16 protein-coding genes and 2 CRISPR repeat arrays are annotated in these 26,902 nt (G+C 49.7%); of the genes, 12 read left to right on the forward strand and 4 right to left on the reverse strand.

The annotated features are described in order from the left end of the window. Nucleotides 1-76: 76 nt before the first annotated feature. From NSQ80_RS01505 to NSQ80_RS01530, 6 genes are all read left to right on the forward strand, one after another. The gene (locus NSQ80_RS01505; protein ID WP_339301053.1) at nt 77-1,021 is read left to right on the forward strand and encodes an ABC transporter permease subunit; all 945 of its coding nucleotides are present in this window, start codon (nt 77-79) and stop codon (nt 1,019-1,021) included. A gap of 12 nt (nt 1,022-1,033) precedes the next feature. Further along, nucleotides 1,034-1,963, forward strand: coding sequence for a carbohydrate ABC transporter permease (locus NSQ80_RS01510; RefSeq protein WP_009224891.1), 930 nt, complete (start codon nt 1,034-1,036; stop codon nt 1,961-1,963). Nucleotides 1,964-2,027: 64 nt separating this feature from the next. Then, nucleotides 2,028-3,539 carry an ABC transporter substrate-binding protein gene (locus NSQ80_RS01515; protein WP_009224890.1) on the forward strand — a complete coding sequence of 504 codons (1,512 nt, stop codon included), beginning with the start codon at nt 2,028-2,030 and terminating at the stop codon, nt 3,537-3,539. Between the two features lie 135 nt (nt 3,540-3,674). After that, nucleotides 3,675-5,402 (forward strand): histidine kinase, encoded by a 1,728-nt coding sequence (locus NSQ80_RS01520; RefSeq protein WP_009224889.1) that lies wholly within the window; start codon nt 3,675-3,677, stop codon nt 5,400-5,402. A gap of 7 nt (nt 5,403-5,409) precedes the next feature. Beyond that, on the forward strand, nt 5,410-6,171 hold the full coding sequence (locus NSQ80_RS01525) for a response regulator (protein WP_339301056.1): 762 nt from the start codon (nt 5,410-5,412) through the stop codon (nt 6,169-6,171). Nucleotides 6,172-6,198: 27 nt separating this feature from the next. Then, nucleotides 6,199-7,719 (forward strand): ABC transporter substrate-binding protein, encoded by a 1,521-nt coding sequence (locus NSQ80_RS01530; protein ID WP_009224887.1) that lies wholly within the window; start codon nt 6,199-6,201, stop codon nt 7,717-7,719. A 53-nt stretch (nt 7,720-7,772) separates the two neighbouring features. Here the strand turns inward: NSQ80_RS01530 and NSQ80_RS01535 are convergent, their stop codons facing one another. Then, nucleotides 7,773-10,835: an endo-1,4-beta-xylanase gene (locus NSQ80_RS01535; protein ID WP_339301059.1), complete on the reverse strand. Its 3,063-nt coding sequence runs from the start codon at nt 10,833-10,835 to the stop codon at nt 7,773-7,775. Between the two features lie 417 nt (nt 10,836-11,252). Here NSQ80_RS01535 and NSQ80_RS01540 point away from each other — a divergent pair, with 417 nt between their 5' ends. The 5 genes from NSQ80_RS01540 (at nt 11,253) to NSQ80_RS01560 (ending at nt 16,976) form a co-directional block, all read left to right on the forward strand. Next, nucleotides 11,253-12,089: a YitT family protein gene (locus tag NSQ80_RS01540; protein WP_323079168.1), complete on the forward strand. Its 837-nt coding sequence runs from the start codon at nt 11,253-11,255 to the stop codon at nt 12,087-12,089. 237 nt (nt 12,090-12,326) lie between these two features. Further along, the gene (locus NSQ80_RS01545; RefSeq protein ID WP_323078617.1) at nt 12,327-13,835 is read left to right on the forward strand and encodes a sugar ABC transporter ATP-binding protein; all 1,509 of its coding nucleotides are present in this window, start codon (nt 12,327-12,329) and stop codon (nt 13,833-13,835) included. Beyond that, nucleotides 13,836-14,855: an ABC transporter permease gene (locus tag NSQ80_RS01550; RefSeq protein ID WP_323078619.1), complete on the forward strand. Its 1,020-nt coding sequence runs from the start codon at nt 13,836-13,838 to the stop codon at nt 14,853-14,855. It abuts the gene before it with no gap. Between the two features lie 43 nt (nt 14,856-14,898). Next, complete coding sequence (locus NSQ80_RS01555; protein WP_323078621.1) at nt 14,899-15,903, forward strand: sugar ABC transporter substrate-binding protein; 1,005 nt, start codon at nt 14,899-14,901, stop codon at nt 15,901-15,903. Nucleotides 15,904-15,938: 35 nt separating this feature from the next. Next, complete coding sequence (locus NSQ80_RS01560; RefSeq protein WP_260070121.1) at nt 15,939-16,976, forward strand: NAD(P)-dependent alcohol dehydrogenase; 1,038 nt, start codon at nt 15,939-15,941, stop codon at nt 16,974-16,976. Nucleotides 16,977-17,061: 85 nt separating this feature from the next. Here NSQ80_RS01560 and NSQ80_RS01565 read toward each other — a convergent pair whose 3' ends face one another. From NSQ80_RS01565 to NSQ80_RS01575, 3 genes are all read right to left on the reverse strand, one after another. Then, on the reverse strand, nt 17,062-18,189 hold the full coding sequence (locus NSQ80_RS01565) for an ROK family transcriptional regulator (protein ID WP_260070120.1): 1,128 nt from the start codon (nt 18,187-18,189) through the stop codon (nt 17,062-17,064). A 151-nt stretch (nt 18,190-18,340) separates the two neighbouring features. Continuing rightward, on the reverse strand, nt 18,341-18,490 hold the full coding sequence (locus tag NSQ80_RS01570) for a hypothetical protein (protein ID WP_164744094.1): 150 nt from the start codon (nt 18,488-18,490) through the stop codon (nt 18,341-18,343). Nucleotides 18,491-18,986: 496 nt separating this feature from the next. Then, nucleotides 18,987-22,040: direct repeats of the CRISPR family, unit length 32 nt; unit sequence GTCGCACTCTATATGAGTGCGTGGATTGAAAT. 53 nt (nt 22,041-22,093) lie between these two features. Further along, nucleotides 22,094-23,214, reverse strand: a protein-coding gene (locus NSQ80_RS01575) for an IS3 family transposase (protein ID WP_157274695.1) whose coding sequence is annotated in 2 segments (ribosomal slippage) — nt 22,094-22,965 and nt 22,965-23,214 — 1,122 coding nt in all. Because the reading frame shifts where the segments join, the coding sequence is not laid out codon by codon here. A gap of 81 nt (nt 23,215-23,295) precedes the next feature. Further along, a CRISPR array of direct repeats spans nt 23,296-23,796; the repeat unit is 32 nt; unit sequence GTCGCACTCTATATGAGTGCGTGGATTGAAAT. A 490-nt stretch (nt 23,797-24,286) separates the two neighbouring features. Here NSQ80_RS01575 and cas3 point away from each other — a divergent pair. Next, nucleotides 24,287-26,704, forward strand: coding sequence for a CRISPR-associated helicase Cas3' (gene cas3 / locus NSQ80_RS01580; protein WP_339301064.1), 2,418 nt, complete (start codon nt 24,287-24,289; stop codon nt 26,702-26,704). Nucleotides 26,705-26,902 lie beyond the last annotated feature (198 nt).

Below are 26,902 nucleotides of genomic sequence, written 5' to 3' on the forward strand. Positions count from 1 at the left end.
GATGAAAGCGCTATCTTTCCAATAAAATGAGGGTATCCAGAACAAAACAAGCTGAAGTGGAAAGAGGTGACCGCGTATGGACTCGAAAATAAATGGAAAGCGCTTACGAACGCGTTGGCGCAAGCAAGACACGGAGCTGACTTTGTTGGCTTTGCCAACCACGATATGGTACATCTTGTTCAGCTTCCTGCCGATGTTCGGGATCATCATCGCCTTTAAGAACTTCAAAATCACCGGCGGTTTTCTGAGCAATGTGTTCAAGAGCCCATGGGCAGGCCTCAAGAACTTTGAGTTCTTATTCAAGTCCAACGATGCCTGGATCATTATCCGAAATACGATCGGCTACAACATTATTTTTATCGTTCTTGGGATTGTGATCCCCGTAGCCTTAGCGTTAATGATCGGAATGCTCCATAACCGCAGAGCAGGCAAGGGTTACCAAACAATGATGTTCCTGCCTTACTTTCTCTCCTGGGTTGTGGTCTCGGCCGTGGGCTGGGCGTTCTTGAGCTTCGATAAAGGGATTCTCAATCAAATGCTGGCAGGTTGGGGAGTAGAGCCGATCAACTGGTACATGGAACCGAAATATTGGCCTTACTTCTTGATCTTTATGAATGTTTGGAAGGGACTCGGGTACGGCATGGTTGTGTATTTAGCGACCATCGCTGGTATCGATAAAACCTACTACGAAGCGGCCGTAATCGACGGCGCCACCCTTTGGCAACAGACTCGGTTCATTACGCTGCCCTTGATGAAGCTGGTCATCGTGATGATGTTCATCCTGGCGGTGGGACGTATTTTCTATACCGATTTCGGGCTGTTCTTCCAGGTGCCGCGGGATTCCAATTCCCTGTTTAATGTGACCACGACCATTGATGTAATGGTTTACAAGCAGCTGAAAACCGCAACCGTTGGCATGGCCTCGGCAGCAGCCTTCGTGCAGTCGGTTCTGGGCTGTCTGATGATTCTGGCCGCGAACTGGACGGTTCGCAAAATCGATCCCGACAGCGCGATGATTTAAGGAGGTGCAGATATGGCAGCAAGAACGGTGTATGAAAGCGGCCTGGACCGATTTAATCGTCCAAGTAAAGTGGTGAACGTGCTCCTTCATCTCCTCTTCTTCTTCCTGGCTTTGATTTGCGTCGTGCCGATGCTGGTGGTGTTGTCCATCTCGCTGTCCAGTGAGCAATCGATCCGGGAGAACGGTTATCACCTGATCCCAACGGCGTTTTCGGGAGAGGCTTACGGTTATATCGCCAAGCAAGGAACGGTCATTTTGCAGGCGCTAGGGATTTCCGTCTTCGTTACGATCGTCGGAACCGTGCTGGGAATTCTGCTCACCACCTCGATGGGGTACGTTCTCTCCCGGCCGAACTATAAGCTGAAGGGGTTCCTGACTTGGGTCGTTTTTATTCCGATGGTCTTTAACGGCGGCTTGGTTTCCAGCTACTATATCAATGCGAATCTGCTGGGGCTGAAAGATACGGTATGGGCGTTGATCCTGCCCCTGGCGGTCTCCTCCTTTAACGTCATCATTTGTAAAACGTTCTTCAAAAGCACGATCCCGGACGGGTTAATCGAATCCGCCGAAATCGACGGGGCTGGTCAGCTCCGGATCTTCTTCTCGATCATCCTGCCGATCTCGTTGCCGGTGATCGCTACGATTGGTTTATTCCTGTGCTTTGGTTACTGGAATGACTGGTTCCAATCGATGTTGTACATCAACAATCAGGACCTGTATTCCTTGCAGGCGCTGTTAAACAACCTGATGAGCAATGTGGACGCGCTGGCTCGAAACGCTTCAAGTCTGGGGATCAGCTACGCCGAGCTGGTGGCAACGATGCCTAAAGAGTCAGCCCGTATGGCGGTGGCCATCGTCATCGTGCTTCCAGTGGCCTTTGCGTATCCTTTCTTCCAACGCTACTTCATTTCCGGTTTGACGGTAGGCGCGGTCAAAGGCTAATTCGAAATAAGCTGAGCTTGTCTCAGTTTATGAATATAGCATATTCAAAAGGGAGGAAATATCTATGAAAAGGTCTTTGAAGCTCATCTCTACTCTATGTGCTGTGATGCTTCTCTTGTCCGTTCTTGCGGCTTGCGGCGGCGGTTCGAACTCCAATTCTTCGTCGGCAAGCAATACTTCGGACACTTCTTCTAGCACCTCTACAGATAACTCTACGACAACAGATTCGGGGGAAATCCCGACTTTGGTGTGGTGGACGATTGGCGGACAAATTCCGGATAACTTTGAGAAAGCCATCGAAGCGATGAATGAGTACACCGCAGAGAAAATTGGCGTGAAGGTGGATATCAAGGTAGCTAGCTGGGGTGAATGGGACACCAAAATCAATACGATTGTAAATACGGGTGAACCTTTCGACATTCTGTTTACCAACGTCTCCAAATACAATCAGCAAGTGACGATGGGAGCGCTGGCGGATATCACTGAGCTGGTGCAAAGCGAGACGCCGGAGTTGTACAAGTTCATTCCGGAGAAGGTATGGGATGGGACGAAGGTCGACGGCAAGATCTACGCCGTGCCAACCTATAAGGACTCCTCGATGACCCAATACTGGGTGTTCGACCACAAATATGTTGAGAAATACGGCATCGACTTAAACAACATCAAGACGCTGAAGGATCTGGATAAACCGTTCCACGATATGAAGGCGGGAGAAGGCAAGAGCTTCTATCCATTGCCGTTGACGCAAGGCGATGGGTTTAACGGATTCTTCAACCGGTATGACGATCTTGCGCTGGGCTTCCCTCCGATTGGCGTGAAGGTGGATGACGCTTCCCGCAAGGTAGTTTCCGTGCTGGAACAGCAGGATATCATGGATGAATTGAAGATTTTGCACCAATGGTACAAAGACGGCATTATCAATCCGGATGCTCCGACCAAGCCTGAAGCCGACAAAGGCCGTCCATTCTTTAGTGCTCAAGGCTTCCCAGGGGCGGATATCACTTGGCAAATTAATGAAGGCGTTGAGAAGTACGATATGACGCAGGTTTACGGTCCGCTCTACACGACGGCTACGATTCAAGGTTCCCTCAACGGAATCTCGGCGAATTCGAAGTATAAGAAGGAAGCTCTGAAATACTTGGAGCTCGTTAATACCGATCCGAAGCTGCGTAACATGCTGGCCTTTGGTGAAGAAGGCGTAGACTACGTGAAAGTAGACGGAGAGAAAGTGGTTGAACGGATCTCGGATACTTGGCCGCTGGCAGCCTATACGCAAGGCACCTTCTTCAACATGGCGACAACCAAAGGGGCCCCAGAAGATCAATGGCAACAAGTTCAAAAGCTGAACGAACAAGCAACGGCTTCGACCTTGCTGGGCTTCTCGCTCGACACGACCAACCTGCAAACGGAAGTTGCGAACGTGAAAGCAACGTGGGATAAATACCGTTATGAGTTGCTGACTGGTGCATCCGATCCGGAGAAGATGGTACCGAAGATTGTTGACGAACTCAAGAAAGCCGGGATGGATACCATCATGAAGGCTGCACAAGAGCAAATCGATGCCTTCTTTCAATAAGAAATAAAGCCCGATTGAGTTAGCCCGGACGGAGGAGGTATTCTCCGTTCGGGCTTTCCCATATGATGATATAATGGGGATAGATGAGGGCAATGGAATCAGCGCCGCAACATTAACGGTGAAGGAGGCGCGAGAATGGGTTCCTTTTGGCAGATTAAAATCTATCGCAGCAAATTCATTGCCTATACGGTGTTTGTCGTAACGATCGGTCTGGTGCTTGGTCTCATGACCTGCGCGGTTCTCATCTATCAGTGGATTGAGAGTGCCCGAAACGAGGCGGTCAGCGCCTTTGGTCGGGTTGAGAGTGAGCTGCAGTATGATACGGATCGCATTGAGGCGTATATGCAGCGCATCTATTCCAATGACCGCTTGATGACGGATGTCCGTTATTTCCTGGGGAACACGGCGGAAGGGTACCTGACGAGCAGGCTGGAATATAGCTTGTATAACGAGCCGCTGGTCTCCTTCCCTGAAGATATGAGGGCCTTCTTATACAGCTCGATGAAGGGGGATCTGACGCAAGTCAGCTTGCATACCGAGAACGGTGCCAATATCGTGCGGTTTAGCGACAGCGGCAATGTTAGCTTCCGGTTTGGCGTTCCCAATACGGATGAGATTTTTCGTGAAAAGATAGAGAAGGGCTTTGTGTACCGGAAGAAGCTGTCTGATCCGAACCAGATCTCTCGCCAGATTGGGGAATTTCGCTTCTTGATCGGCAGTGAACCCTTATTCCGGAAGATTCTTGGTTATAAATTGGACATCGCTGCCGCCGTAAGTAGTTCGGGCGAAGTGTACATGATCTCCGGGATGGATCACGGAACGAAGGAGATGGTTCTGCGCGCCGCTGAAGAGACACGCAGCAGCGGATTTTCCTCCCTGGGCGGATTAAAAAATGTCTTCTTCATGAACTTCCAATCCACGAAGTTCGATTACCGTTTGGTGATGCTTGTAGATTTGTCCCACCTGATGCGTCAGAAAGCGGGCATTCTGATCACCATCGTAGGCAGTGTCTTGCTGGCCATGATTAGTGTTCTGCTGCTCATCGGCTACAACATGCGGGATGACGCCAGATTTTTGAGGCACATTATAAATTCGATCAAACGGGTGAAAACGGCGGATTTCACACCGAATTCCCCCGCCCGGTATCGCCGCAACGAGTACGGGATGATTGCCCGGGAATTGGACGATATGGTTCATGAGCTGGACAAACATATCCGCACCGAATATTTGCTGAAGCTAAAGCAGCAGGAAACCGAGATGAAAGCGCTTCAGCATCAGATCAACCCGCATTTTCTCTATAATACGCTGGAGTCGATTCGCTCTACTGCTTTGCTGCACCGGGACGTGGACACCGCGGATGCTATCGCGACCTTAGGCTCCTTGTACCGCGATATCGTCCATAAAGATAATATTATTACCATCGGCGAAGAGCTGGAGTTACTGCAGAAATTTCTGAGCATCATGGAGCTCAAGTATCCGGGAAGGTTCTATTACCAAATTGATGTGGAGGAGCCGCTGTTGGCCATATCCACGGTGAAATTTTGGATGCAGCCGCTGGCGGAGAACTTCTTCGTTCATGGCTTTAATCCGAGCAGTGAGTTTAATTTGCTCGTCGTGAATGGCTGGGAGGAGGACGGTCGCTTCGTTCTGGAGTTTGTGGATAATGGCAAAAGAATACCTGAAGCGCGCTTGGAGGAAATAAGAGGCAGTCTTTACAGCAGAGATGATGCGCCTGTTCGGAGCATTGGGCTGCGGAATGTGTATACTCGGCTGAGCTTTTTCTATGGGGACGCTTTTCGGATGGAAATCGAGAATAACGAGGAAGCAGGAGTCAAGATTACCGTGATCATCTCAAAGGGGTGACTGCAGGATGTACAAACTTCTGATCGTTGATGATGAACCGCAGATTCTGGAGGGGATGAAGCGAACCCTGAATTGGGAAGAGTACGGCTTCCACCTGATCGAGACGTGCGAAACGGGAGCAGAAGCGATCGCCAAATCCGTAGAGATCATGCCGGATATCGCGATCTTCGATGTACGCATCGGCCCGGATCTCGGTTATGAGATTATCCAAAAGCTCAATGAGCTGCGTCTTCCAACCAAATATATCATTATGAGCGGGTACAGCGAGTTCGAATATGCTCAAGCGGCGATCCGTTGCGGCGTGAAGGACTATCTGCTGAAACCCGTTGATCGTTCCAAGCTGCAGAAGGTGATTGAGAAGATCATTGTGGAGGACCTGAACGGGGCATTGGACGGGGTCCACAAGAAAGACCTGAACACGGATCCGATCCTGGGGATTCCTTACGAGGAGCTGTCCAAGCTGACCAACCGCATTTTGTTGATGGTGAAGGCGGAATACGCCCAGAACATTACACTGAAGTCGGTGGCCGAGCGTTTTCGCATGAACAGCACGTACCTGAGACAGCTGTTTCTAAAGGAAACGCACATGAAATTTTCAGAGTATTTGATGGCTTACCGGATGCTGCAAGCGAAGGAACGGATCCTGACCACCAACGAGAAAATCTCCAGCATTGCGCATCGTGTTGGGTATCCGAATTTGAATTATTTTTATACCCAGTTTCAAGGATATTTTGGCATGTCCCCTTCAGATCTGCGGAAAAAAAGCTAGGCTCCTCGTAGCGGAAAGGAGGATGTTATGCAGCAGCCCTCTTGGTTCAGTCGCCTGACCCTATGCGCGGTGGTCGCCGGCTTGTTGGCCTTGTTTGCCGTCGGCTGTTCCCTTTTCTCGGATAAAGGGGATACGGCGCCCCATAAGGACATGGTCAATCTGGTTTACTATACGATTGGAGAGCCGGATCCGGATCTGGAGAAGGTGAATGACAAAATCAATGAAGTGTTGGCGAAGAAAATCGGCATCACGATCACCTATATCAAGGTCGGATGGCAGGAATACGAAAACCGCCTGAACACGATGGTATCGGCAGGGACTCCCTTTGACATCGCCTATGCCCCTGAATTCACGACTTATGTCAAACGCGGGGCCTGGCTGCGGCTGGATGACTATCTGTCCAGTACGGGCAAGGATATGTATGATGTGATCGACCCGATCTTTTGGGAAGGGGTGCGCATGGACGACGGGGGGATTTACGGGGTGCCGACCAACAAGGAACTCGCGGTGCGCCAACAGTGGATGTATCCGGAAGAGCTGGTCCGCAAGTATAACATCGATATTACGAAGTACAACACGTTGGAATCTCTGGAGCCGTTGCTGCAGATGATTCAGCAGAAGGAACCCGAGTATTTGCCGATGGAGCTGGATAAGGACTCCCATAACTTCTTCGCTTTATATGGGTATGAGTACGTCATTGACAAGGAGCTCCCGTTGATGGTGCGGTCCTTAGACCCAAACCCTCAAGTCGTGAACATCTTTGAAACGGCGGAAGCCCGTCAGGTGATGGATACGCTGCGACGTTATTATCAGGCTGGCTACATCAACGAGGATGCGGCCTTGCGGGAGAGCCAGGAGCTGGAGCGCGGGAAGAAGGTGTTCTGGAAAGCGTCGAGCGGCGGCCCCTTGTCCGAGCATAGCTGGAGCAAGGATCGCGGGTACAAAGTGGTGGCGCATCCCGTAACGACGGAGGTCGTGACGACCGAAGACGTGCGGGGAGGCGTTATGGCGGTGAGCGCGGATACGAAATACCCGGTTGAATGTATTAAGTTCCTGAATTTGCTGAACACCGATTCTGAGGTGCGGAACCTGTTTAACTATGGGATCGAAGGCGTGCATTACACCCTAGACAAGAACGGTCAAATCGTGCTGATTCCCCGGAAGGATGCCGACGGCAACCCGATCCCGGGCGCTTTGCCGGGGTATACGGGCGTGACATATACGCAAGGCAACTGGTTCATTCTTAAGACGCGAGGCGGAGAAGATCCGGAGCCGTTAAACAAATGGGAGGAGTTCCGCGCTTCGAACGCCCGGGCCATGAAATCAAGCACGTTGGGGTTTACGCCGGATTTATCGATGATGCCGATCCAGATCCAGAACATCAAGATGGTGTGGCAAAAATACTATCCGAGCCTCATGACCGGCAGCGTGGACGTGGACACCGAGCTGCCGAAGTTTAACGAGGAGCTGAAGCAGGCGGGGCTGGACGAGGTCCGGGCCGAGGTGCAGAAGCAGCTGGACGCCTGGCGGGCTTCGAATCAGCGGTGAGTCTGAAAAACGGCGGTGCAAGGAGTTGGAATCCTGCACCGCCGTTTTTGGTGTTATTTTTTCCCCTTCGGGACTTTGACTGTGGTTTGGGCCGTCGTCTTGTTGCCAGCCTTGTCGGTTGCTTCGTAGGTGATGGTGTAGATTCTTCCGTTCCCTTTGCCCGAACGCTCGGCTCGAAGCAGGAACTCTTGATCCGCTGTCCCGTAGTCAGCGCCTTGGATGTCGTTTGCTGTATCGCCGTCGCCCAGCCCGTTATCGCTCTCGTTGCTGGTGATGGAGACCAGCTTGATCGTATTGATGCCGGATCCCTTGTCGGTGGCTTTCCAGGTGACCTTGATCGGAACTAGCTTGTGATTTGGCGTGGAAAGGACGGACGGGCTAACGGTCAACTTCAAGACCGGCGGCGTCGTATCGACAGGGCCTTTGCCCGTCAGCGTCAGCACGCCGAAGACGGAGGGGTCCTGATACCCGTTGCCGGTGGTGTCGTTCCAGGCGGCTACACTTTGGCGCGCGCCGTCTTTGGCATCGTTGATCTGCGCGTCGAAGCCGATTTTTACATCGTTCGCCGGGGTGATGGTTTTCAACGGGATCTTCATTTCCACCGTATAGTTCGTTCCGTTGACCCGGACCGCCGATACGAAGCCTTCAGCGATGGACGCCGGATTAAAGCTGGTCTCATTCGCGTAGTTCACGCGGTATTGTCCATCATCGGATTGGTAGAACGAGGTTTTGGCGTTATTTTCGTCCAGGAACACCTCGACGGAATCCTGCTCCCATGGGTTGGGACTGTTCTTATCCAGCTGCGCATCGCTGACTTGGATCAGGACATACAGGTTGTGGTCGTCCCAAAGCGCTTTGGCCGTGCCAGTCGCCCCTTGCCAAGCCGTTTGGTATCGCTCGATCGGCATCGCCGGCGCTTGGTTCCAAACCGCGTCCACGGCTCCGTCTACGGCAGGCGTACCATAGAGGGCGGTAGACTGGTTTGCCTCCGACACATCCGGCTGGTGCTCTTCGATGAATTTGGCGGGATCAATCACGCCGTAATAAGCCGGTTTGGCTTGCAGATTCTTGTCGAACAGCAACGGGTTGGTCGAGGAGCGCCAGCTTGTGCCGTCATCCAGACCCCAGAAGGTCACGCGCGCAATGTGATCCGTATGGGCCTTGAAAATCTGCATCAACTGCGCGTACAAATACCCCTGTGCATTAGCCAGCTTCTCGGACAGCTCGTAGTTGCTGCCGGCTTGGATGTCCAGCTCGGTGATGCTGATTTCCACACCCAAGGAGATAAAGCGTTCCAGGGAGAGCCGCACATTCTCCGGATTCGTGTTAACGTTATAGTGACCCTGCATGCCGATGCCATCGATGAGGAGTTTACCGGGATGCGTCAGCGCATATTTGTCGTTTAGTGCTTTGACCATGTGATAGATGGCCTGGGCTTTGTTTTGGTTGTCCTCGTTGTAATCATTGTAATACAGCTTGATATCCCATTCCGGATGGCGGTCGAGCACTTCTCTAGCCGCGAGGAACGCCTGCTCAACATAATCGGCGCCGATCGCGGTTTTCCATGGGGTTTCCCGCAAGGAGGCTTGCCAATTCGTCGGGTTCCCCGGGTTATCGTTCATTGCTTCATTCACGACGTCCCAGGAGATGACCCGGTCGCCGAAATGCTCCATGACGGTTTGAATATGGGTGCGCAGGTTGGCCAAGGCTTCTTCCCGGCTTAAGGGCACCGTGTTGCCTTGCGCATCCGTCGTGGTGTTCATCCAGGCGGGCGACTGCTGATGCCATACTAATACATGGCCATGCATTTGCATGCCTTCGGCAAGAACTTGATCCACCATGGCATCGGCCGCGGTAAAGGTGAAATTGCCTTTCGTCGGCTGCAAGCTATCGGGTTTCATCGCATTGCCGGCCGTGGCGACGTTGTGGTGCATGTTAAGCAGCTCCAGCCGCACGCCTTCCAAATCCTCCGCCGAGATGGCGCTGCCGATCAAGAAGTCGTCTTGGTAAGCCGTTTTGATCGGGACTAGATCCTTCTGGATCGCAATCGGACCGGATCCGGTGCGTTCGAAGGTGACGTCGTCAATGTAAAAAGAAGCGGTCGCATTATTTGAACTCTCGACATAGATCGTTAAATATTCGCCGCCCACGCTGTTATAACGGTAGGTTCCTTCAAACAGAACCCAATCGTCCCCGGTGCTGAGGGTCTTGGGGGAAAGAACCACGTAATTCGCACTGCTGCCATCACCGATTTGCGTGGACAGCTGGATTTGCGAGCTGGCGGGATCGATCAGCTTCACCCATGCCGAGATTTTGTATTCGGCGCCTTGGTCCACGTATTTCTCGACGCGCAGCGTTGGCCCGTGCCAGGTGTTGGTACGGCCCTCTACCTTCAGCGCATAGGCGCCGCCCGGCGTATGATTACCTTCGTTCGTCACGGTCAGCGTTTCGGTACCCGCCCGGCCCGTGAAGCCGCCGGTGGTTCGATCTTCAAAGGTGATCGTGGAGAAAGGCAAGGCCGGATCTCTTGGCGGTTGTTCGCCGCCGCCGGAGCCGTCTTTTTCCGTGATGCGAATATCTCCGATGTAATAAGGAACCGCAGCGCCAGCTTCGTTGGAGTTAATGCGCAACGCCTTGTCCACGCTCGTATCCACGGTGAATTCCTTCGTCAGCGTCACCGCTTGCCCCGCGACATAGTCGGTCTCGGCATAATTGCCATAGCTGTCCACGGTTTGAAGCGCGGCTTTCGCGCCGGCTGGCAAACTAACGTTAGCGTCTACAAAAATCGTAACGTGCGCCGTATAGGTCTTGCCGTTCGTGAGGCCAATGTCGCTAAACCGGAAATCGGCGGCGTCCCAGTTGTTGACCCGGTTGCTAACATAAAGGGCACCTCCGTCCTCGTTGCCGTTAAACACCTTGCCGGATACCTTTGTCAGGGTCGCGCCCCCCGATTGAACCGCTTTGCCAATTCCACTCGCGAAGTCCTCATGATACACCGTCACCGTGCCGTCCGAAGCCGAGGTTTCGGCCTTCGTGACCTTGGCCGGCCATCCTGCAGGCAGCAGTAAAACAGCGGCGATCAGCAGCATGAAGATACGTTTCATCGTTTGATTCATTGACTCACTCCCCTTTGTCTTGGAATAGTTTTGTTAAGCGCTTTCATTTTTTATTGGAAGGCTCCTCCTTTCCTGCCACAAATCATACCATCCCGCCGGCAGCCTCGGCTTTCTCGAAATTAAAGGGGATATCGTACTTTTTTTATATAAATTGGATTGACATGGCCGCAATAAGCCGAGCGAGCTCTAGGATGGGTGTCTTTTTCATTTCAGTGCTGGCCTATTTTCCCCTGACGTTTATGGCTTGTGGGTGTAGCAGAGGGGGAACTTCCAAGCGGCCGCACAGGAGGCATTCACGCGAGCGGACTAGAGAAATAAAGTGTTAAAGTCATCTTGACTTTCGAAATCCGAATCGCTACGATGTTCTGGTTGTTATGGCAGAAACATGGTGGAGAGAGGTTTAAAGTTAGGATGAAGATGAAGAAGTATATCGCGGATATCGCGGTTTTAATTGTTGGGGCTTTTTTATTTGCGTTGGCCGTCAATTTGTTTATTATTCCGAACGACTTCGGTGAGGGAGGCGTCACGGGGGTCACGATCATTTTGTACTACCTGTTCCAGTGGTCGCCGTCGCTGGTGAATATCGTGATCAACGGGGTGCTGCTGATTGTCGGGTACAAATTTCTGGATCGGCGGACGACGATCTATACGATCATTGCGGTTGCGTTTAACTCGTTGTTCCTGCATTTGACGGAGAACTGGCGCATCGATTCGCACGAGCCAACCATCAATGCAGTGTTCGCCGGCGTGATCGTGGGAGTTGGCATCGGTCTGATCGTACGGGTCGGCGGGACAACGGCGGGAACCGTCATTCTGGCTCGGATCGCCAATAAATATCTGGATTGGAATATCAGTTACGCGCTGTTGTTTTTTGACCTGATCGTGGCGTTCTCTTCTTATTTCATCATTGGCGCGGAAAAGCTGATGCTGACGATCGTGATCTTATATGTAGGCACGAAGGTGATGGACTTCATGATCGAAGGTCTCAATCCCAAGAAAGCCGTCACCATCATTTCCGAGAAGCAGAATGACATCGCCGAAATGGTCATCACCGAAATGGACCGCGGCGTAACCGTCCTGTCGGGTCATGGCTACTATACGAAGAACCCGAAGGAGGTCCTTTATATTGTTATCAGCAAGCAAGAGGTATCCACCTTGAAAAAAATCGTCCGCTCCATCGACCCCTCCGCATTCCTGACAATCCACGACGTGCGGGATGTGTTTGGGGAGGGATTTTTGGATATATCGAAGTGAGGTAACCATAGTTAGAAATTTGTAGAAGATGAAATATCCCCCTAAAATTAACCATCAGGGTAATCTCTCTGATGGTTTTTTTCTTAAAACACCATTTTGATGTATTGACAACCAATAGATTATCAATATACTTTTATTAAAAGCATTTAAAAAAGTATTATCTAAAATGAAGTTCAAAAGAAATAAGGATAGCAAACGTGGAGAAACCGCAAAAATGAAGAAGCAGGGAGGGAGAGTATGGGAGAACCCATTAAGCTTAGGGTATCTCAAATTGAAAAGTCATTTCCCGGGGTCAAAGCGCTGAATAAGATCGATTTTTCCGTCAAGAAGGGGACGGTGCATGTCCTTTGCGGCGAGAACGGAGCGGGGAAATCCACTTTAATGAAGATCATCAACGGTGTGTACCAGCCGGATGCGGGTGAGATTTATCTGGATGGGAAGCTTGTGAAAATTGGCAGTCCGCTGCAAGCGCGCCAACTAGGGATATCGATGATCTTCCAGGAGTTGAATTATGTGGCGGAGATGTCCGTGGAGGAAAATCTATTCCTGGGAAGGCTGCCGGTCAATCGATGGGGGAAGGTCAACTGGAAAGAAGTGACCCGGCAAACCCTGCAATTACTGCAAGCGGAGCAGCTGCCGTACGACCCGAAAACGCTGCTTAAGGACTTGACGGTCTCGGACATTCAGATGCTAGAAATTATGAAAGCGGTATCAAATCAAGCGGAGCTCATCATTATGGACGAACCGACGTCGGCCATCACGCAAAAGGAGGTCGACCGGCTGTTTGCTAAGATTCGTGAGCTCAAAGCCAGAGGCGTTAGCATCATTTACATCTCGCATAAGCTGGACGAGATTTTTCAGATTGCTGATGAAATCACCGTGTTCCGAGACGGGACTGTAGTGGATAGCAGACCCAAGGAGGAGCTGGATATTGAGACCGTGATCAGCTTGATGGTCGGACGTCAGCTGAAGGATACGTACCCGAAGGTGAAGGCGGAGATCGGGGAGGAAATTCTCCGAGTCGATGGACTATCTCGTAAGGGGGTATTTCGCGATGTAAGCTTCTCCGCACGGAGAGGCGAAATCATTGGTTTCGCGGGGCTGATGGGAGCGGGACGGACAGAGGTGATGCGATCCCTGTTTGGTCTTGATCCGTTAACCTCCGGCACGATCCGGATTAAGGATGAGGGTGTGATCAAGCCCACTGTGCAAGGCAGTTTAGAGAAAGGGATGGTCATGCTTTCGGAGGATCGGCGGAGGTACGGGATTATTCCTGTTCGTTCCGTACGGGAGAATACAACGCTGTCCGTATTGGGGCAGGTGTTTTACGGGTTACGGCACCGTCCGAAGAGAGAGCAGGAGCTGGTCAAGGGGATGTTCGACAAGATGAGAGTGAAAACCCCCTCTTTGGAAACGCCTATTGCGTCACTCAGCGGCGGGAATCAACAGAAGGTACTGCTTAGCAGGTGGATGCTGCTCCAACCGGATATCCTGATCCTGGACGAACCAACCCGGGGGATCGATGTCGGGGCGAAATACGAAATTTACAAGCTGATCGGTGAACTGGCCGAACAGGGCAAAGCGATTCTCATGGTCTCCTCCGAGTTGCCGGAGTTGATCGGGATGTGCGACCGAATTTATGTGATGGCACAAGGTCAGGTGACGGGGGAGCTCGGCCGCGAGGATTTTTCCCAGGAGACCATTATGAGATATGCAACTGGAATGATGACCAGCGAGGTGAAATAGATGGATGCCACTCTTCATATCTGGCAATTAATCAAGCGGAAATACAGTATCTACCTGGTGCTGCTCGTGCTGTTTCTGATCTGTACGTTCGCGAATCCAAACTTTCTCTCCGTTACGAACTTAACGAACGTATCAACTCAGTTGGCGGTGACGACAATTCTTGCATTTGGTGCCACGATCCTGATCATCTGCGGTATGTTGGACCTGTCCGCGGGTTCTGTACTGGCATTATCCGGAGTTTTCGCTGTATCTGCATATAAATCGACCGGTTCGATGCTCTTGGCCGTGTTTGTCGGCATATTGACCGGCGTCGTATGTAACGTAATCAACGCAGTGATGATCAGCACGTTCAAGGCGCCGCCGTTTATCGCAACTTTGGCGATGATGGCCATGGCTCGCGGTGTCGCCCTTCACTATACGAAAGGTCAAAATATTCTCCAGCTGGGAGACTTCGTCGTCCTTGGGCAAGGGAAGCTGCTGGGAATCCCGATTCCGGTGATATTTCTAGCCGCAATTGGCGTGCTGACCTGGTATTTGCTCAGCCATACTCGATTTGGTCGATCCGTATACGCTGTGGGAGGCAATGAGGAGGCGGCGGTTGCCTCCGGGATTAACGTACACAAGATCAAATACACCGCCTTTATCATCAATGGCATTTTTGTCGGAATAGCTGGGGTGCTGTTCATGGCAAGGGTGAACGCAGGATTGCCCAATGGCGCAGTGAACTATGAATTTACGGCTCTGACCGCCGCTATTATCGGGGGCACCAGCTTCTCGGGAGGCGTTGGTACAGCTGGGGGAACCCTGGTAGGGGCTTTTATTGTAGGTTTCCTGGACAACATCATGAACCTCAGCGGTGTAAATTCCTACATGCAGCAAATTATTCGTGGAGCGATCATTGCCTTAGCTGTTATTTATGATATCCAAACGAAGAAACGGAAAACAAGAAGTCTGCTTGGCCGCGTAGAGGACAATCGCCAGGCGATCCGGCAGAAGCAATCGAAGAACACTTCAGTTTAAGAAACCAAGGAATTCAAATTTAAGGATAAAGGATGGATGCAATGTGAGAAAAATTAGATTTTCCACGGGAATGATCTGTTTATTTGCTCTGATCTTAGCTGCCTGCAGCTCGAACAATGGGGCAGCTCCATCTCCATCCAACGCTTCCTCCAGCGGCGAGGCATCCGGTAAAACTTACAAGGTTGCCTATATTGCCCGGGCACAATCCGATTCGTTCGCAGCGTGGCTGGCGAATGCGGTCAAGGAGGAGGCTGAGAAATATGAAGATATCAAGCTGGATGTCTTCGACGGCGAGGCGAATGACGAGAAAGAGAATTCGTTAATCGAAAATGCGATTACGAACAAATACGACCTGGTGATCGTTCAGCCCAACAATGGTGAGGCCCAGCAGCCTTATGTCGAGAAGGTGGTGCAGGCCGGGATCTTTGCGATTACGACAAATGCCCGGATTTCGGGGATCGAAGGGGCTTCATCGGTAGATGCCCAGCCTTATGAGCAAGCGGCCGTTAATGCCCGGGTTGCCGTTGAACAGGTGCCGCAGAACGCCAAAGTCGTTGTCCTTCAAGGTCCATCTGGCAATTTCCATGCCGATGAGCGTCGCAAAAGCTGGCAGGCAGAGTTCTTCGATAAACGCCCCGATGTGCAGATTGTCGGTGAGCAGATCGCGAACTGGAACAAGGACGAGGCCATGCGGTACATGGAGGACTGGGTGCAGGCTAACGACAAGATCGATGCCGTCATCTCGATGAATGACAATATGGCTGCCGGAGCCATCGAAGTGGTGAAGGATAACCCGAAATACAAAGATATGTTGGTTTACGGTGTGGACGGGACGGCTGAGGCAGTGCTTTTGATCAAAGAGGGGAAAATGACTTCCACAACGCTGCAAAACGCATTTGAGCTTGCGGAGAAGCTGCTCGATACGAGCCATAAGTTACTAACCGGTGAAGAGAAGCAAATCGATACGGATATCGGCAATCCGCTGATTAACAAAGAGAATGTCGACGAGTACATTGAGCTGCTGAAGAAGGCCGGCGCAATTCAATGATGGAATACTCTATAACTTATTAGGAGGAGAAAACCATGCTGAACAGAGTAGCCTACATGACAGGACTTCGAGATATGGAGCTTCGAACGAGAGATATCCCTGTACCGCAAGATCATGAGGTGCTTGTTAAACTGGAATACGTGGGGATTTGCGGCTCCGATGTCCACTATTATGAAAGCGGACGGATCGGCAGCTTCGTGGTTGAGGGGGATTTCATCCTCGGCCATGAATGTGCGGGGACGATCACAGAGGTCGGATCGGCGGTCCGGCATTTGAAGGTAGGCGACCGGGTTGCCCTGGAGCCGGGGCTCACCTGCGGACAATGCGAGTTCTGCAAATCCGGCCGTTACAACCTGTGTCCGGATGTACGCTTCCTGGCCACCCCGCCGATTCACGGGTGCCTGACCGACTATATCGCTTATCCAGCTGATATGGCTTTCAAGCTTCCGGAGCAGGTCAGCACACGCGAAGGTGCGCTTGTAGAACCGTTAGCTGTAGGATTACACGCAGCCAGCCAAGGACATGTAAAGCTAGGGGACCGCGTCGTGATCTTGGGTGCCGGCGCTATCGGTCTCATGACGCTGCTGGCCTGTCGTGCCTACGGAGCCTTGGAGACGATTGTGGTTGATGTGATCGAGAATCGGCTGGAATTTGCCAAGAAGTTGGGCGCTACACGGGTCGTCCAGGCAAGACAGGAGGATGTCGCTACCGTCGTCGCGGCATGCACGGACGGACAGGGCGTGGATGTTGTGATCGAAACGGCGGGAAGCGAGATAACGATGAAGAAGACACCGTACCTCGTCAAACGGGGAGGATCAATTGTGCTTGTAGGGTTCCCGCCGAAGGATATTATCGAATATGACTTCATGCAGATCCTGTTGAAGGAAGCCCGGATTGAATCGGTGTTCCGTTACCGCAACTTGTTCCCTCCAGCCATTGGAGCGCTGGCGGACGGGCGGATTGATGTGAAGCCGATGATTACCCACGAATTTGCATTTGAAGACAGCAAGCAGGCGTTTGACTTCGTCATCGAGAACAAGAATGAGGTCGTGAAGGCATTGATAAAATTATAGCTTTTTATGGTAAAAGAGGCGGACGCTTCCCTAGTATTAGGAAAGAGTCCGCCTTTTCGTTGTGCTGCGGCCCACGAGGGGCCTATCAAATCTCCTCGATAAATTTCTTCACCAGCTGCAGGGCAGCGCCTACGGCCGTTGCCTCCAGTTTATATTTGCAGCATTGCAAATAGGTGCCATCCGGCTCAAACGTATTCCTGCGGGCCAGGAGCTCCTGAAGCTGGCCGAGGTGCTCGTCCATATAGGCCCCCACATAGCCCCCGACAATAACGTTGCAGTCATACAGCATTCTTAAATTATTTATCGTGATAGCCAAATAAGAGAGATATTCCTCCCAAAGGGCTTGTTGCACGGGGGCTTTCTCCCGGAGTAAACGGAAAAACTCTGCCATATTTCCGTTTGTGCTATCCGACAGAATCTTTGCGGAGCAATAGGCATCTACACAGCCGCGCTGCCCGCAGTAGCAGGTTCGACCGTCCGGCACGATCGTCATATGCCCGAATTCGCTGCTTCGTTGATTCTGCCCGGCATAGGTGCTTTGACCGATAATGACTGAACCGCCGACACTGTTATTAAGGGACAAATAGACAACGTCTTCGACGCCATCCTCGTTCCAGAATTCGGCCATCCCTGCGGCATTGGCGTCGTTGATCAAAACGCATGGATAAGGAATAAACTCTTCAAAGCTGCGGACGCTGCCTCCTTGAAAGTCGATCACAGAGGCGTATTGAACCGTCTCATTGCCATGAGATAAAATAGCTGGCAGCGCAATGCCAACGCCAAGCAGCTTCTCTCGGTCGGCTCCGGATTCGTCCAGGAATCGCTCCACGTGTTGGCCAATTCCTTCGAAATAGACCCGCTGGTTCACAAACGGATACGTGTGGCGCACGTGGTGAATCACGTTCCCGCCAAGGTCGATCAAAACGATGCCGATGTGATTGCGCGTCACGTCTAGTCCTAGAGCATACTTGGCCAGGGGATTATAGGAGATCGCCTTGGCCTTTCGGCCGCCCGTCGATTCGAAAAGCCCGGTTTCGATGACGAGGTCCCGCTCCTGAAGTTCCTTCAGGTTCTGCGTCACGGTTGGCAGCGAGAGCTTCAAGGTATGCGCAATTTCCTGGATAGATATCGGATCATGTCGGTATAAGAACTGGTAGATAATTTTGCGATTGATCTTCTTGACCTCAATGCTGTTAGCGCGGGGAGTCTTCATAACGAGCAGGTTCACCAACTTTAATAAATGTCTTTTATTAATTACTTTATATTATACGGAACCGCCCAATCTTGCAAACCAATAAAGTCATAGTAGTAACAAAACAACCAGCCCTATCAGTGAAGGACTGGTTGTTTCTTTTATGCTGGGGTTACCCATACACTCGAATCTCAATTACTTCAGAAAACTGCGACCCGTTCGTCTCCTCAACGACCAGCTGGAGGGCTTTGACCGGGACGGCGGTATCCACAGACGGTGTACTCGCTTGCGCCGGCGGTTTGTCAATCCAGCCATGCGGCATGCCTCCTGTGAGATCGCAGGTGATCTTTTCCCCAAATTATTGCATAGGAAAAAAATCCACAGAGGCGTTGCCCCCAATTGCGTGGATTTGTTGCAAAAGGGCGGTGTTGGGGAAGGGGCATGATAAACGACAGATTAACAGACAGGGTTTCATGCTATAATTCACTTATGAATAGGGCCACCCAAAAGTAATGTGAATCTACCTGATGGAAGCTGCCGTATGGGATGTTACAGAAGAGGGGCATTTCACTGGTAATGTGCAGTTCAAAATGAAATAGTAGGAGATTCGTGGTGAAAAAATTTTTTTATGCATTTCGTCATGAATGTGATTAACTTGGTGCGAATCTGAAGTGAACATGATTTTCCTAGGAGGTTCGCACCACAAATTTCTTTTTATTTTTCCATTTTTACCATTAAATTCAAATGAACCGGCCACTTTTCGTGCATTATTTTCATAAATTGTTAATTCATAGTTAAAAAATATGCGTGAAATCGCAGTCGCACTCTATATGAGTGCGTGGATTGAAATATACCAAATGATAGGCGCTGCACAGGCGCAATCGTCGCACTCTATATGAGTGCGTGGATTGAAATCGCAAATGGGCTGACGAAAACGCCGCAGCCTTTGGGTCGCACTCTATATGAGTGCGTGGATTGAAATCGTTAGAACACTGGAACACGCGCACTGTGCACGCGTCGCACTCTATATGAGTGCGTGGATTGAAATTCAACCGCGTCATGTACGCCAACAATCGCGCTTTCCAGTCGCACTCTATATGAGTGCGTGGATTGAAATGGATTTGCCGGACTCCTCCATACGCCGCTCTTCTTGTCGCACTCTATATGAGTGCGTGGATTGAAATGAGTTGGTCCGGCGTTGCGTACGCTGTACGTTGTCGTCGCACTCTATATGAGTGCGTGGATTGAAATCCCTCCGTCTGTCCATACGATCCTATAGCTTTGTTGTCGCACTCTATATGAGTGCGTGGATTGAAATGGGCGGGCGCGGATTTTTCGGCCATGCGAAGGGAAATGTCGCACTCTATATGAGTGCGTGGATTGAAATTAACGTTATCGTGTTTGGTGAACTGGACTGGTCTCCGTCGCACTCTATATGAGTGCGTGGATTGAAATCGGGGGATCGTCGACAAGAAGGAAGAAGACCTGAAGGTCGCACTCTATATGAGTGCGTGGATTGAAATATAATGATAATTGCGATTGCGACGATCGCCGCGCAGTCGCACTCTATATGAGTGCGTGGATTGAAATAGTTCGGCTCGGTGCTCTTTCCACGAACCAAGCCAGGTCGCACTCTATATGAGTGCGTGGATTGAAATCGTTGAATCTGCTTGTCTACATTGAAGGTAGCGATAGTCGCACTCTATATGAGTGCGTGGATTGAAATGCGCAGCTTAAAACGCATATCCAAAATAGCAAAAACGTCGCACTCTATATGAGTGCGTGGATTGAAATTTTCTGAGAGATTGGTCAGGATCCACCCTTGATGAAGTCGCACTCTATATGAGTGCGTGGATTGAAATAACTTCGCGGCCGAGAACTGCTCTCTCCGATTTGTGTCGCACTCTATATGAGTGCGTGGATTGAAATAGAAGCGTAATGACCTGTGGGTTAACTCCCGTGGTCGCACTCTATATGAGTGCGTGGATTGAAATGACGGGAGGTCCGGGTCATGTGCTCGCGATTATCTCGTCGCACTCTATATGAGTGCGTGGATTGAAATGAATGATTTCTCAGCCGACGAATCTCCCTTTACCTCGTCGCACTCTATATGAGTGCGTGGATTGAAATATCAAGGAAAACCCTAAGCATACCGGTCCAATAATGTCGCACTCTATATGAGTGCGTGGATTGAAATCGGCGAAAATAGGCCCACTGAAAAAACAGATCGTGTCGCACTCTATATGAGTGCGTGGATTGAAATTCGTCATCAAACTGCCGAGATAACGTCAACAAGGTGGTCGCACTCTATATGAGTGCGTGGATTGAAATTGGAGATCATCCCGACGGGTACCGGTCCGGATCCGGTCGCACTCTATATGAGTGCGTGGATTGAAATGGGCTTGTAATGGGTATTATCTTTCCTGCGATACAGGTCGCACTCTATATGAGTGCGTGGATTGAAATCATGCTTCTTGTTGTGACACGATACACACAACGTCTGTCGCACTCTATATGAGTGCGTGGATTGAAATAACCGGCTTACCGTTATCCCGGCACCAACGCTGTAGTCGCACTCTATATGAGTGCGTGGATTGAAATGAACAAACCGTTTGATGAAGATGATTGACCAACAGAGTCGCACTCTATATGAGTGCGTGGATTGAAATTCCTGTAGGTGAGGGGAAAATCCCTCCACCTAAGCGTCGCACTCTATATGAGTGCGTGGATTGAAATGCGACACGCTTGGCCGAACCACTGGTAGAGTTCGCGTCGCACTCTATATGAGTGCGTGGATTGAAATGCGAAATCAACGCGGAGATAACGCGCGAAAAGCGGTCGCACTCTATATGAGTGCGTGGATTGAAATCGGAACGATGGTCGACGCGTCATCCTCCGGTAAACGTCGCACTCTATATGAGTGCGTGGATTGAAATCATTGAGGAGACAGCAGCCGCCATCGGTGAGCTTTCGTCGCACTCTATATGAGTGCGTGGATTGAAATCATTGAGGAGACAGCAGCCGCCATCGGTGAGCTTGTCGCACTCTATATGAGTGCGTGGATTGAAATTAACTATCGCAACCGGCATGGGGCTGCTGATCATGGTCGCACTCTATATGAGTGCGTGGATTGAAATCTCCGGTAGAGGAAGCTTTCCCGGATATCTCAGGTCGCACTCTATATGAGTGCGTGGATTGAAATCAAACGGCTCATGCCAAAGGCTGCGGCGTTTTCATCGTCGCACTCTATATGAGTGCGTGGATTGAAATCCACGCTTGCACCATATCAACCTGTTCAATTACGTCGCACTCTATATGAGTGCGTGGATTGAAATATTAAGTAAGTTCATCGCGTCGAGCGAGTCCCACACGTCGCACTCTATATGAGTGCGTGGATTGAAATCGGGACGCGCGGCAATGCTATTTCGGTCGTGGTACGTCGCACTCTATATGAGTGCGTGGATTGAAATTCAGATCAAGGAGAACGAAGCGGAACGGGCCCGGCGTCGCACTCTATATGAGTGCGTGGATTGAAATCATCGTTTCGGCTGATTTTCGTTGAAGATACGCATTGTCGCACTCTATATGAGTGCGTGGATTGAAATTAGGCCAAGCTGCACAAATCTATCAAAGTCCTGGTCGCACTCTATATGAGTGCGTGGATTGAAATCCGGATAACACGGAGATTGCCGATGGCGACAACTGGGTCGCACTCTATATGAGTGCGTGGATTGAAATGTTGACTTTAATTTCTTAGTGTGGGCCGAGAAAACAGTCGCACTCTATATGAGTGCGTGGATTGAAATTCTCCGGTGCGAATGGTAATAACGAGCTTGGAAGGTCGCACTCTATATGAGTGCGTGGATTGAAATTAACTATCGCAACCGGCATGGGGCTGCTGATCAGTTGGATTGTCAACAGTAAATCAGACAACTTTATTAAGGGCTTCTTGACGATACTGAACAGGTGTCAGGTATCCCAGTGTTCCGTGAATCCGATGCTTGTTGAACCAGTTGATGTAATCGTACAGTTCCACCTCTAGATGAAGAAGGCTGTGGAAGCTCATCTGGTTAATGAACTCCGTTTTCATAATTTTATAGGTAGCTTCAGCCACGGCATTGTCATAGGGACAGCCTTTCATGCTGAGAGATCGACCGATTTTAAAGGTCTCCAATAGCTCGTCCATCTTTTCGTTTTTAAACTCACTACCGCGGTCCGTATGAAACCACTGGATTTGACGCAGATCACCTTGTACGGTAGAGAAGGCACGGGAAATCAGAGCCGCATCCTTGTTTGGGCCCGCACTATGCCCGATGATTTCTCGATTGAACAAGTCGATCAGCACACAAATGTAATGCCACTTGTTTTGAACCTTTACATACGTTAGATCGCTAACGACGAAGCGCTTTGCTTCTGTCTGCTCAAACTCACGAGCCAGCACATTTGCCGTCTTTGCTTCATTGGAGGCCGCTTTGTGGGGCTTATACTGAGCGATCGTGTAGGTGGAGACCAACCCCTGCTCCTTCATAATGCGGCCAATGCGACGTCTAGATACAACTATTCCTTGTTCCTTTAGCTTGGCTTTAATCTTGCGCGTGCCGTAGGCTTTGCGGTTCTTGTGGAAGATCTCCACAATCGTTTCTGTTAGTTCATCTTCCTTCGCTCGTTCCTTTGCTTCATAGTAGAACGTACTCTTTGCAATTTGTAGGACGTCGCACATTGCTGATACCGAGTATTTATCACGGTTGTTCTGGATGATAGCTACTTTCGTCCCATGATCAGCGCGGCTTGCTTTAAAATATCGTTCTCCATCTTAAGTCGTTGAATCTCTTTACGTAAAGTGATGAGTTCATTTTCTTCGAAAGAGCGATTGTCCTTCTCCTTGAAGGAGCCTGTGGTCTGGGCTTGCTTGATCCAGCGGTCTAAAGCAGACGCAGTGAGGTCATATTCCTCCACAATCGCTGCGCGGGATTTCCCGTTTTCATAGAGCTGCACCATTTGCTTTTTGAACTCGGTTGTAAACGTGCGTCGTGGTTGTTTAGGCATTGTTGAGATCCACTCCTTAACATGATAGGTCTATTCTACAAGCCCTTATTTTTATTGTCCAACTAAGTGTAGCCGATCCAAGTCGCACTCTATATGAGTGCGTGGATTGAAATATAGACTGAACTCCAATTGTCCCGCAGCCGGCTTGGTCGCACTCTATATGAGTGCGTGGATTGAAATATTAAGAATAGTTTAGATGCATGGGGAAACGTTAGTCGCACTCTATATGAGTGCGTGGATTGAAATTGCAAGGTCGCTTCGGGAATAACGATCAAAAAGGGTCGCACTCTATATGAGTGCGTGGATTGAAATAAGGATGTTGGCATCCATGTCCAAGTCGTTGTATAGCGTCGCACTCTATATGAGTGCGTGGATTGAAATTCCCGGAGCATCTCGAAGTCCCGCCCGGTGGCTTGTCGCACTCTATATGAGTGCGTGGATTGAAATTGTCATCTCGTTTTTGTAAATGGCACCATTCCTGGGTCGCACTCTATATGAGTGCGTGGATTGAAATGTTAAATCCGAGGAGAGCACGCGTAATTGTTTCCGCGTCGCACTCTATAAGAGTGCGTGGATTGAAAGTGCATCAGGATCCTGAATCAATGCCCAGCACGCCGCCGTATTCCTTGTGAGTGCATAAATTGAAATTTGCTCAAGTATTACGGATCTGCCGACAACGGGCAGCGTCGCACTCTATATGAGTGCGTGGAATTGAAATGGGGTGAGCGTTAGATCGACGGTCTTGCACTCCTTGTCGGCACTCTATATGGTGTGGAGGTCACCTTTTTCGTCAAACAGACAGTAAGAAAAGAGGTATATTAAGCAAAATCGATTCCCGGTATCCACCGGAGAGCGGTCACCAAGCTTTCCCTAATCCCAGCTTGTCCTTCATGGAATACGAACATTCCTCCCCGAGACAAACAGCTTCTTTCTTATTCTCCACATTCTATCAATTCAACTTCTCCTTTATTTGTAATCATAGTACTTTTTGCCCGAATATTGGTGAAATATGACAATCAATGCGGTAAAATAGAACTAGATTGTATATGATCATGTGCGAGGAGATGTGCTTGTGTTTATTGCTCATGTACGAGAACTTGATAAAGAAATCCAACCGTTAAAAGCACACTTACTTGGAGTGCAACGACTGGCGGAACAATTCGGAGCAAAGTTGGGTCTGAAACATGTCGCAGGGTTAACCGGTTTGCTTCACGATCTGGGGAAATATAGCGATAAGTTCCAAGAATATATAGACGTCGTTGCCTTTCACCCTGGATGGCCTCAACCGAAGCGCGGTGAGGTTGATCACTCTACAGCTGGAGGCAGATTACTGTTTTCGCTGCTCCATCATAAAGAAAGTACCTTCCTAGAGAAGCTATTAGCTGAAATCGTCGGCAATGCTATCATATCTCATCACTCTAACCTCCAAGACTATCTCTCACCTGAAATCAAATCTGACTACTTAAGAAGAGTACATGATACGGACCTTCCTGAATACGATTTGGCTGTTGAACGTTTTTTTCAGGACACGATGTCCGAGGAAGAGCTTATTCGTTATATTCAAGCTGCCGTAAATGAACTGGAACAATTTTGGGATCGCACGCCTGCACAAAGTTTCTTTGTTACAAAGTATATTTTCAGCTGTTTAATTGATGCGGATCGGACCGACACACGTTGTTTTGAAGAACAGGTTGAGGTAGCGGAGTCCAACCAGCATCTTCAATTATTTGAAACCTACTATCGTCGTTTAATGAATCATCTGACTAAATTAAAAGATAAAAGTAATGCAAGCGAACCGATCAACGTGCTAAGAGCCCAAATGTCGGAACAGTGCGATGTATTCGCTGCTGAACGTCCGTCCGGCATTTATACGTTATCTATCCCCACGGGTGGAGGCAAGACACTGGCTAGTCTGCGATATGCTCTTCGACATGCCTGCAAGTACGAGAAACAGAGGATCATTTATGTCGTACCATTTACGACAATCATCGAACAAAACGCGGATGAGGTCAGAAAAATTCTGCAGGACAACGAACATATTTTAGAACACCACTCCAATGTTATCGAGGAAGAACAGAAAGATATGGAGGATGGTGATGAAGCAGATGACGGGCTCATTACAGACAAAGAGAAACTCCGGCTTGCTCGCGACAACTGGGATAGCCCGATCATTTTTACGACCCTTGTCCAATTTCTCAATGTCTTTTATGCCAAAGGCAACCGCAATACTCGTCGTTTGCATAATTTGAGTCATTCGGTGATTGTGTTTGATGAAGTACAGAAGGTTCCCATTCATTGCATATCCCTGTTTAATGAGGCGTTGAATTTCTTGAAACAAGATGCCCATTGCAGCATCCTCCTTTGCACGGCGACTCAACCTACTCTGGAGAATGTGAAGCATAGCCTCTTGAAGGAGCGGGATGGGGAGATTGTGTCGAATCTTACTGAAGTTGCGAAGGCGTTTAAGCGAGTTGAACTTATTGACCGAACGGAAGAACCTATGACGAATGAGACGTTAGCCGATTGGGTGAAGTCGGAAATCAACGGATGGGGCAGCACACTTATCATTCTGAATACCAAAAAGGTGGTCAAGGATCTATATGAAAAGCTAAAGGATGCCGCTATGCCTGTCTATCATCTCAGCACGTCCATGTGTGCGGCACACCGAAAAGATCAGCTCAAAGAAATCCGAGATATGCTGGATCAGCGAGTCCCTTTCATCTGTGTGACTACACAATTGATAGAAGCTGGGGTCGACGTCAGCTTTAAATGTGTGATTCGTTCTCTGGCCGGGCTGGACTCGATTGCCCAGGCAGCTGGACGATGCAACCGGCATGGAGAAGATGAATCGCAGAATGTATACATTATTAACCATGCGGAGGAAGCCGTCTCGAAGCTGAAGGAGATTAAAGTCGGAAAGGAGATGTCCAGCCACGTACTAGCGCGGTTTAAGAAGAAAGCGGATCAATATGAAGGAAACTTGCTTTTGCCAAAGGCGATGAGTGAGTATTTCCGCTATTACTACAATCGAATGGAGGCCAATTTAAACTATTACGTTAAGAAATTAGATAAAGAGATGACCAAGCTCCTGATGTCGCTCTCCCAGGAAAATGATTATGTGACTCACTACCGAAAGAAACATGGGACAAGCTTTCCATTAATTTTAAATGGCAGCTACAAAACAGCAGCAGAGCATTTTCGGGTCATTGATCAAAAAACGACTTCCGTCCTCGTGCCTTATGGAGGAGGCAAAGAACTGATTGCTCAATTGAACAGCGGAGCTTGGCTTGAAGATGTAACCAAATTTTTGAAACAAGCGCAGCAGTTTACGGTGAACCTGTACTCGCAAGAGATGGAGCAATTAAAACGGGATAATGCCATTGTAATGCACTTGGACGGCATGATTTATGAATTGAAAGAGAATTGGTACAGCGATGAGTACGGTGTGGATTTGAAGGGGGAGGGGGGAATGGACTTTATAGGTTGGTAAGTCCATCCCTAAACAGGCTTCTGACATACTTCATTATTATTTCAATCCACGCATTCGTCTAGGATGCGACTCTAGTCTAATCAAATGTTGAACCTCAGTAGGATTAATTTCATAAGGACTTGATTAATGTATATAACTAAGGACCTTTTATAAGAACAATTTTATAAGCTTCATGTAATTTTGCACTTTCTTCTGGAA

The sequence above is a fragment of the Paenibacillus sp. FSL K6-2441 genome, from assembly GCF_037964765.1.
GTDB lineage: Bacteria > Bacillota > Bacilli > Paenibacillales > Paenibacillaceae > Fontibacillus > Fontibacillus phoenicis.

Coding starts and splice junctions, on each gene's coding strand:
- NSQ80_RS01505 (WP_339301053.1), top strand. CDS start 77: ATGGACTCGAAAATAAATGGAAAGCGCTTACGAACGCGTTGGCGCAAG.
- NSQ80_RS01510 (WP_009224891.1), top strand. CDS start 1,034: ATGGCAGCAAGAACGGTGTATGAAAGCGGCCTGGACCGATTTAATCGT.
- NSQ80_RS01515 (WP_009224890.1), top strand. CDS start 2,028: ATGAAAAGGTCTTTGAAGCTCATCTCTACTCTATGTGCTGTGATGCTT.
- NSQ80_RS01520 (WP_009224889.1), top strand. CDS start 3,675: ATGGGTTCCTTTTGGCAGATTAAAATCTATCGCAGCAAATTCATTGCC.
- NSQ80_RS01525 (WP_339301056.1), top strand. CDS start 5,410: ATGTACAAACTTCTGATCGTTGATGATGAACCGCAGATTCTGGAGGGG.
- NSQ80_RS01530 (WP_009224887.1), top strand. CDS start 6,199: ATGCAGCAGCCCTCTTGGTTCAGTCGCCTGACCCTATGCGCGGTGGTC.
- NSQ80_RS01535 (WP_339301059.1), bottom strand. CDS start 10,835: ATGAATCAAACGATGAAACGTATCTTCATGCTGCTGATCGCCGCTGTT.
- NSQ80_RS01540 (WP_323079168.1), top strand. CDS start 11,253: ATGAAGAAGTATATCGCGGATATCGCGGTTTTAATTGTTGGGGCTTTT.
- NSQ80_RS01545 (WP_323078617.1), top strand. CDS start 12,327: ATGGGAGAACCCATTAAGCTTAGGGTATCTCAAATTGAAAAGTCATTT.
- NSQ80_RS01550 (WP_323078619.1), top strand. CDS start 13,836: ATGGATGCCACTCTTCATATCTGGCAATTAATCAAGCGGAAATACAGT.
- NSQ80_RS01560 (WP_260070121.1), top strand. CDS start 15,939: ATGCTGAACAGAGTAGCCTACATGACAGGACTTCGAGATATGGAGCTT.
- NSQ80_RS01565 (WP_260070120.1), bottom strand. CDS start 18,189: ATGAAGACTCCCCGCGCTAACAGCATTGAGGTCAAGAAGATCAATCGC.
- NSQ80_RS01570 (WP_164744094.1), bottom strand. CDS start 18,490: ATGCCGCATGGCTGGATTGACAAACCGCCGGCGCAAGCGAGTACACCG.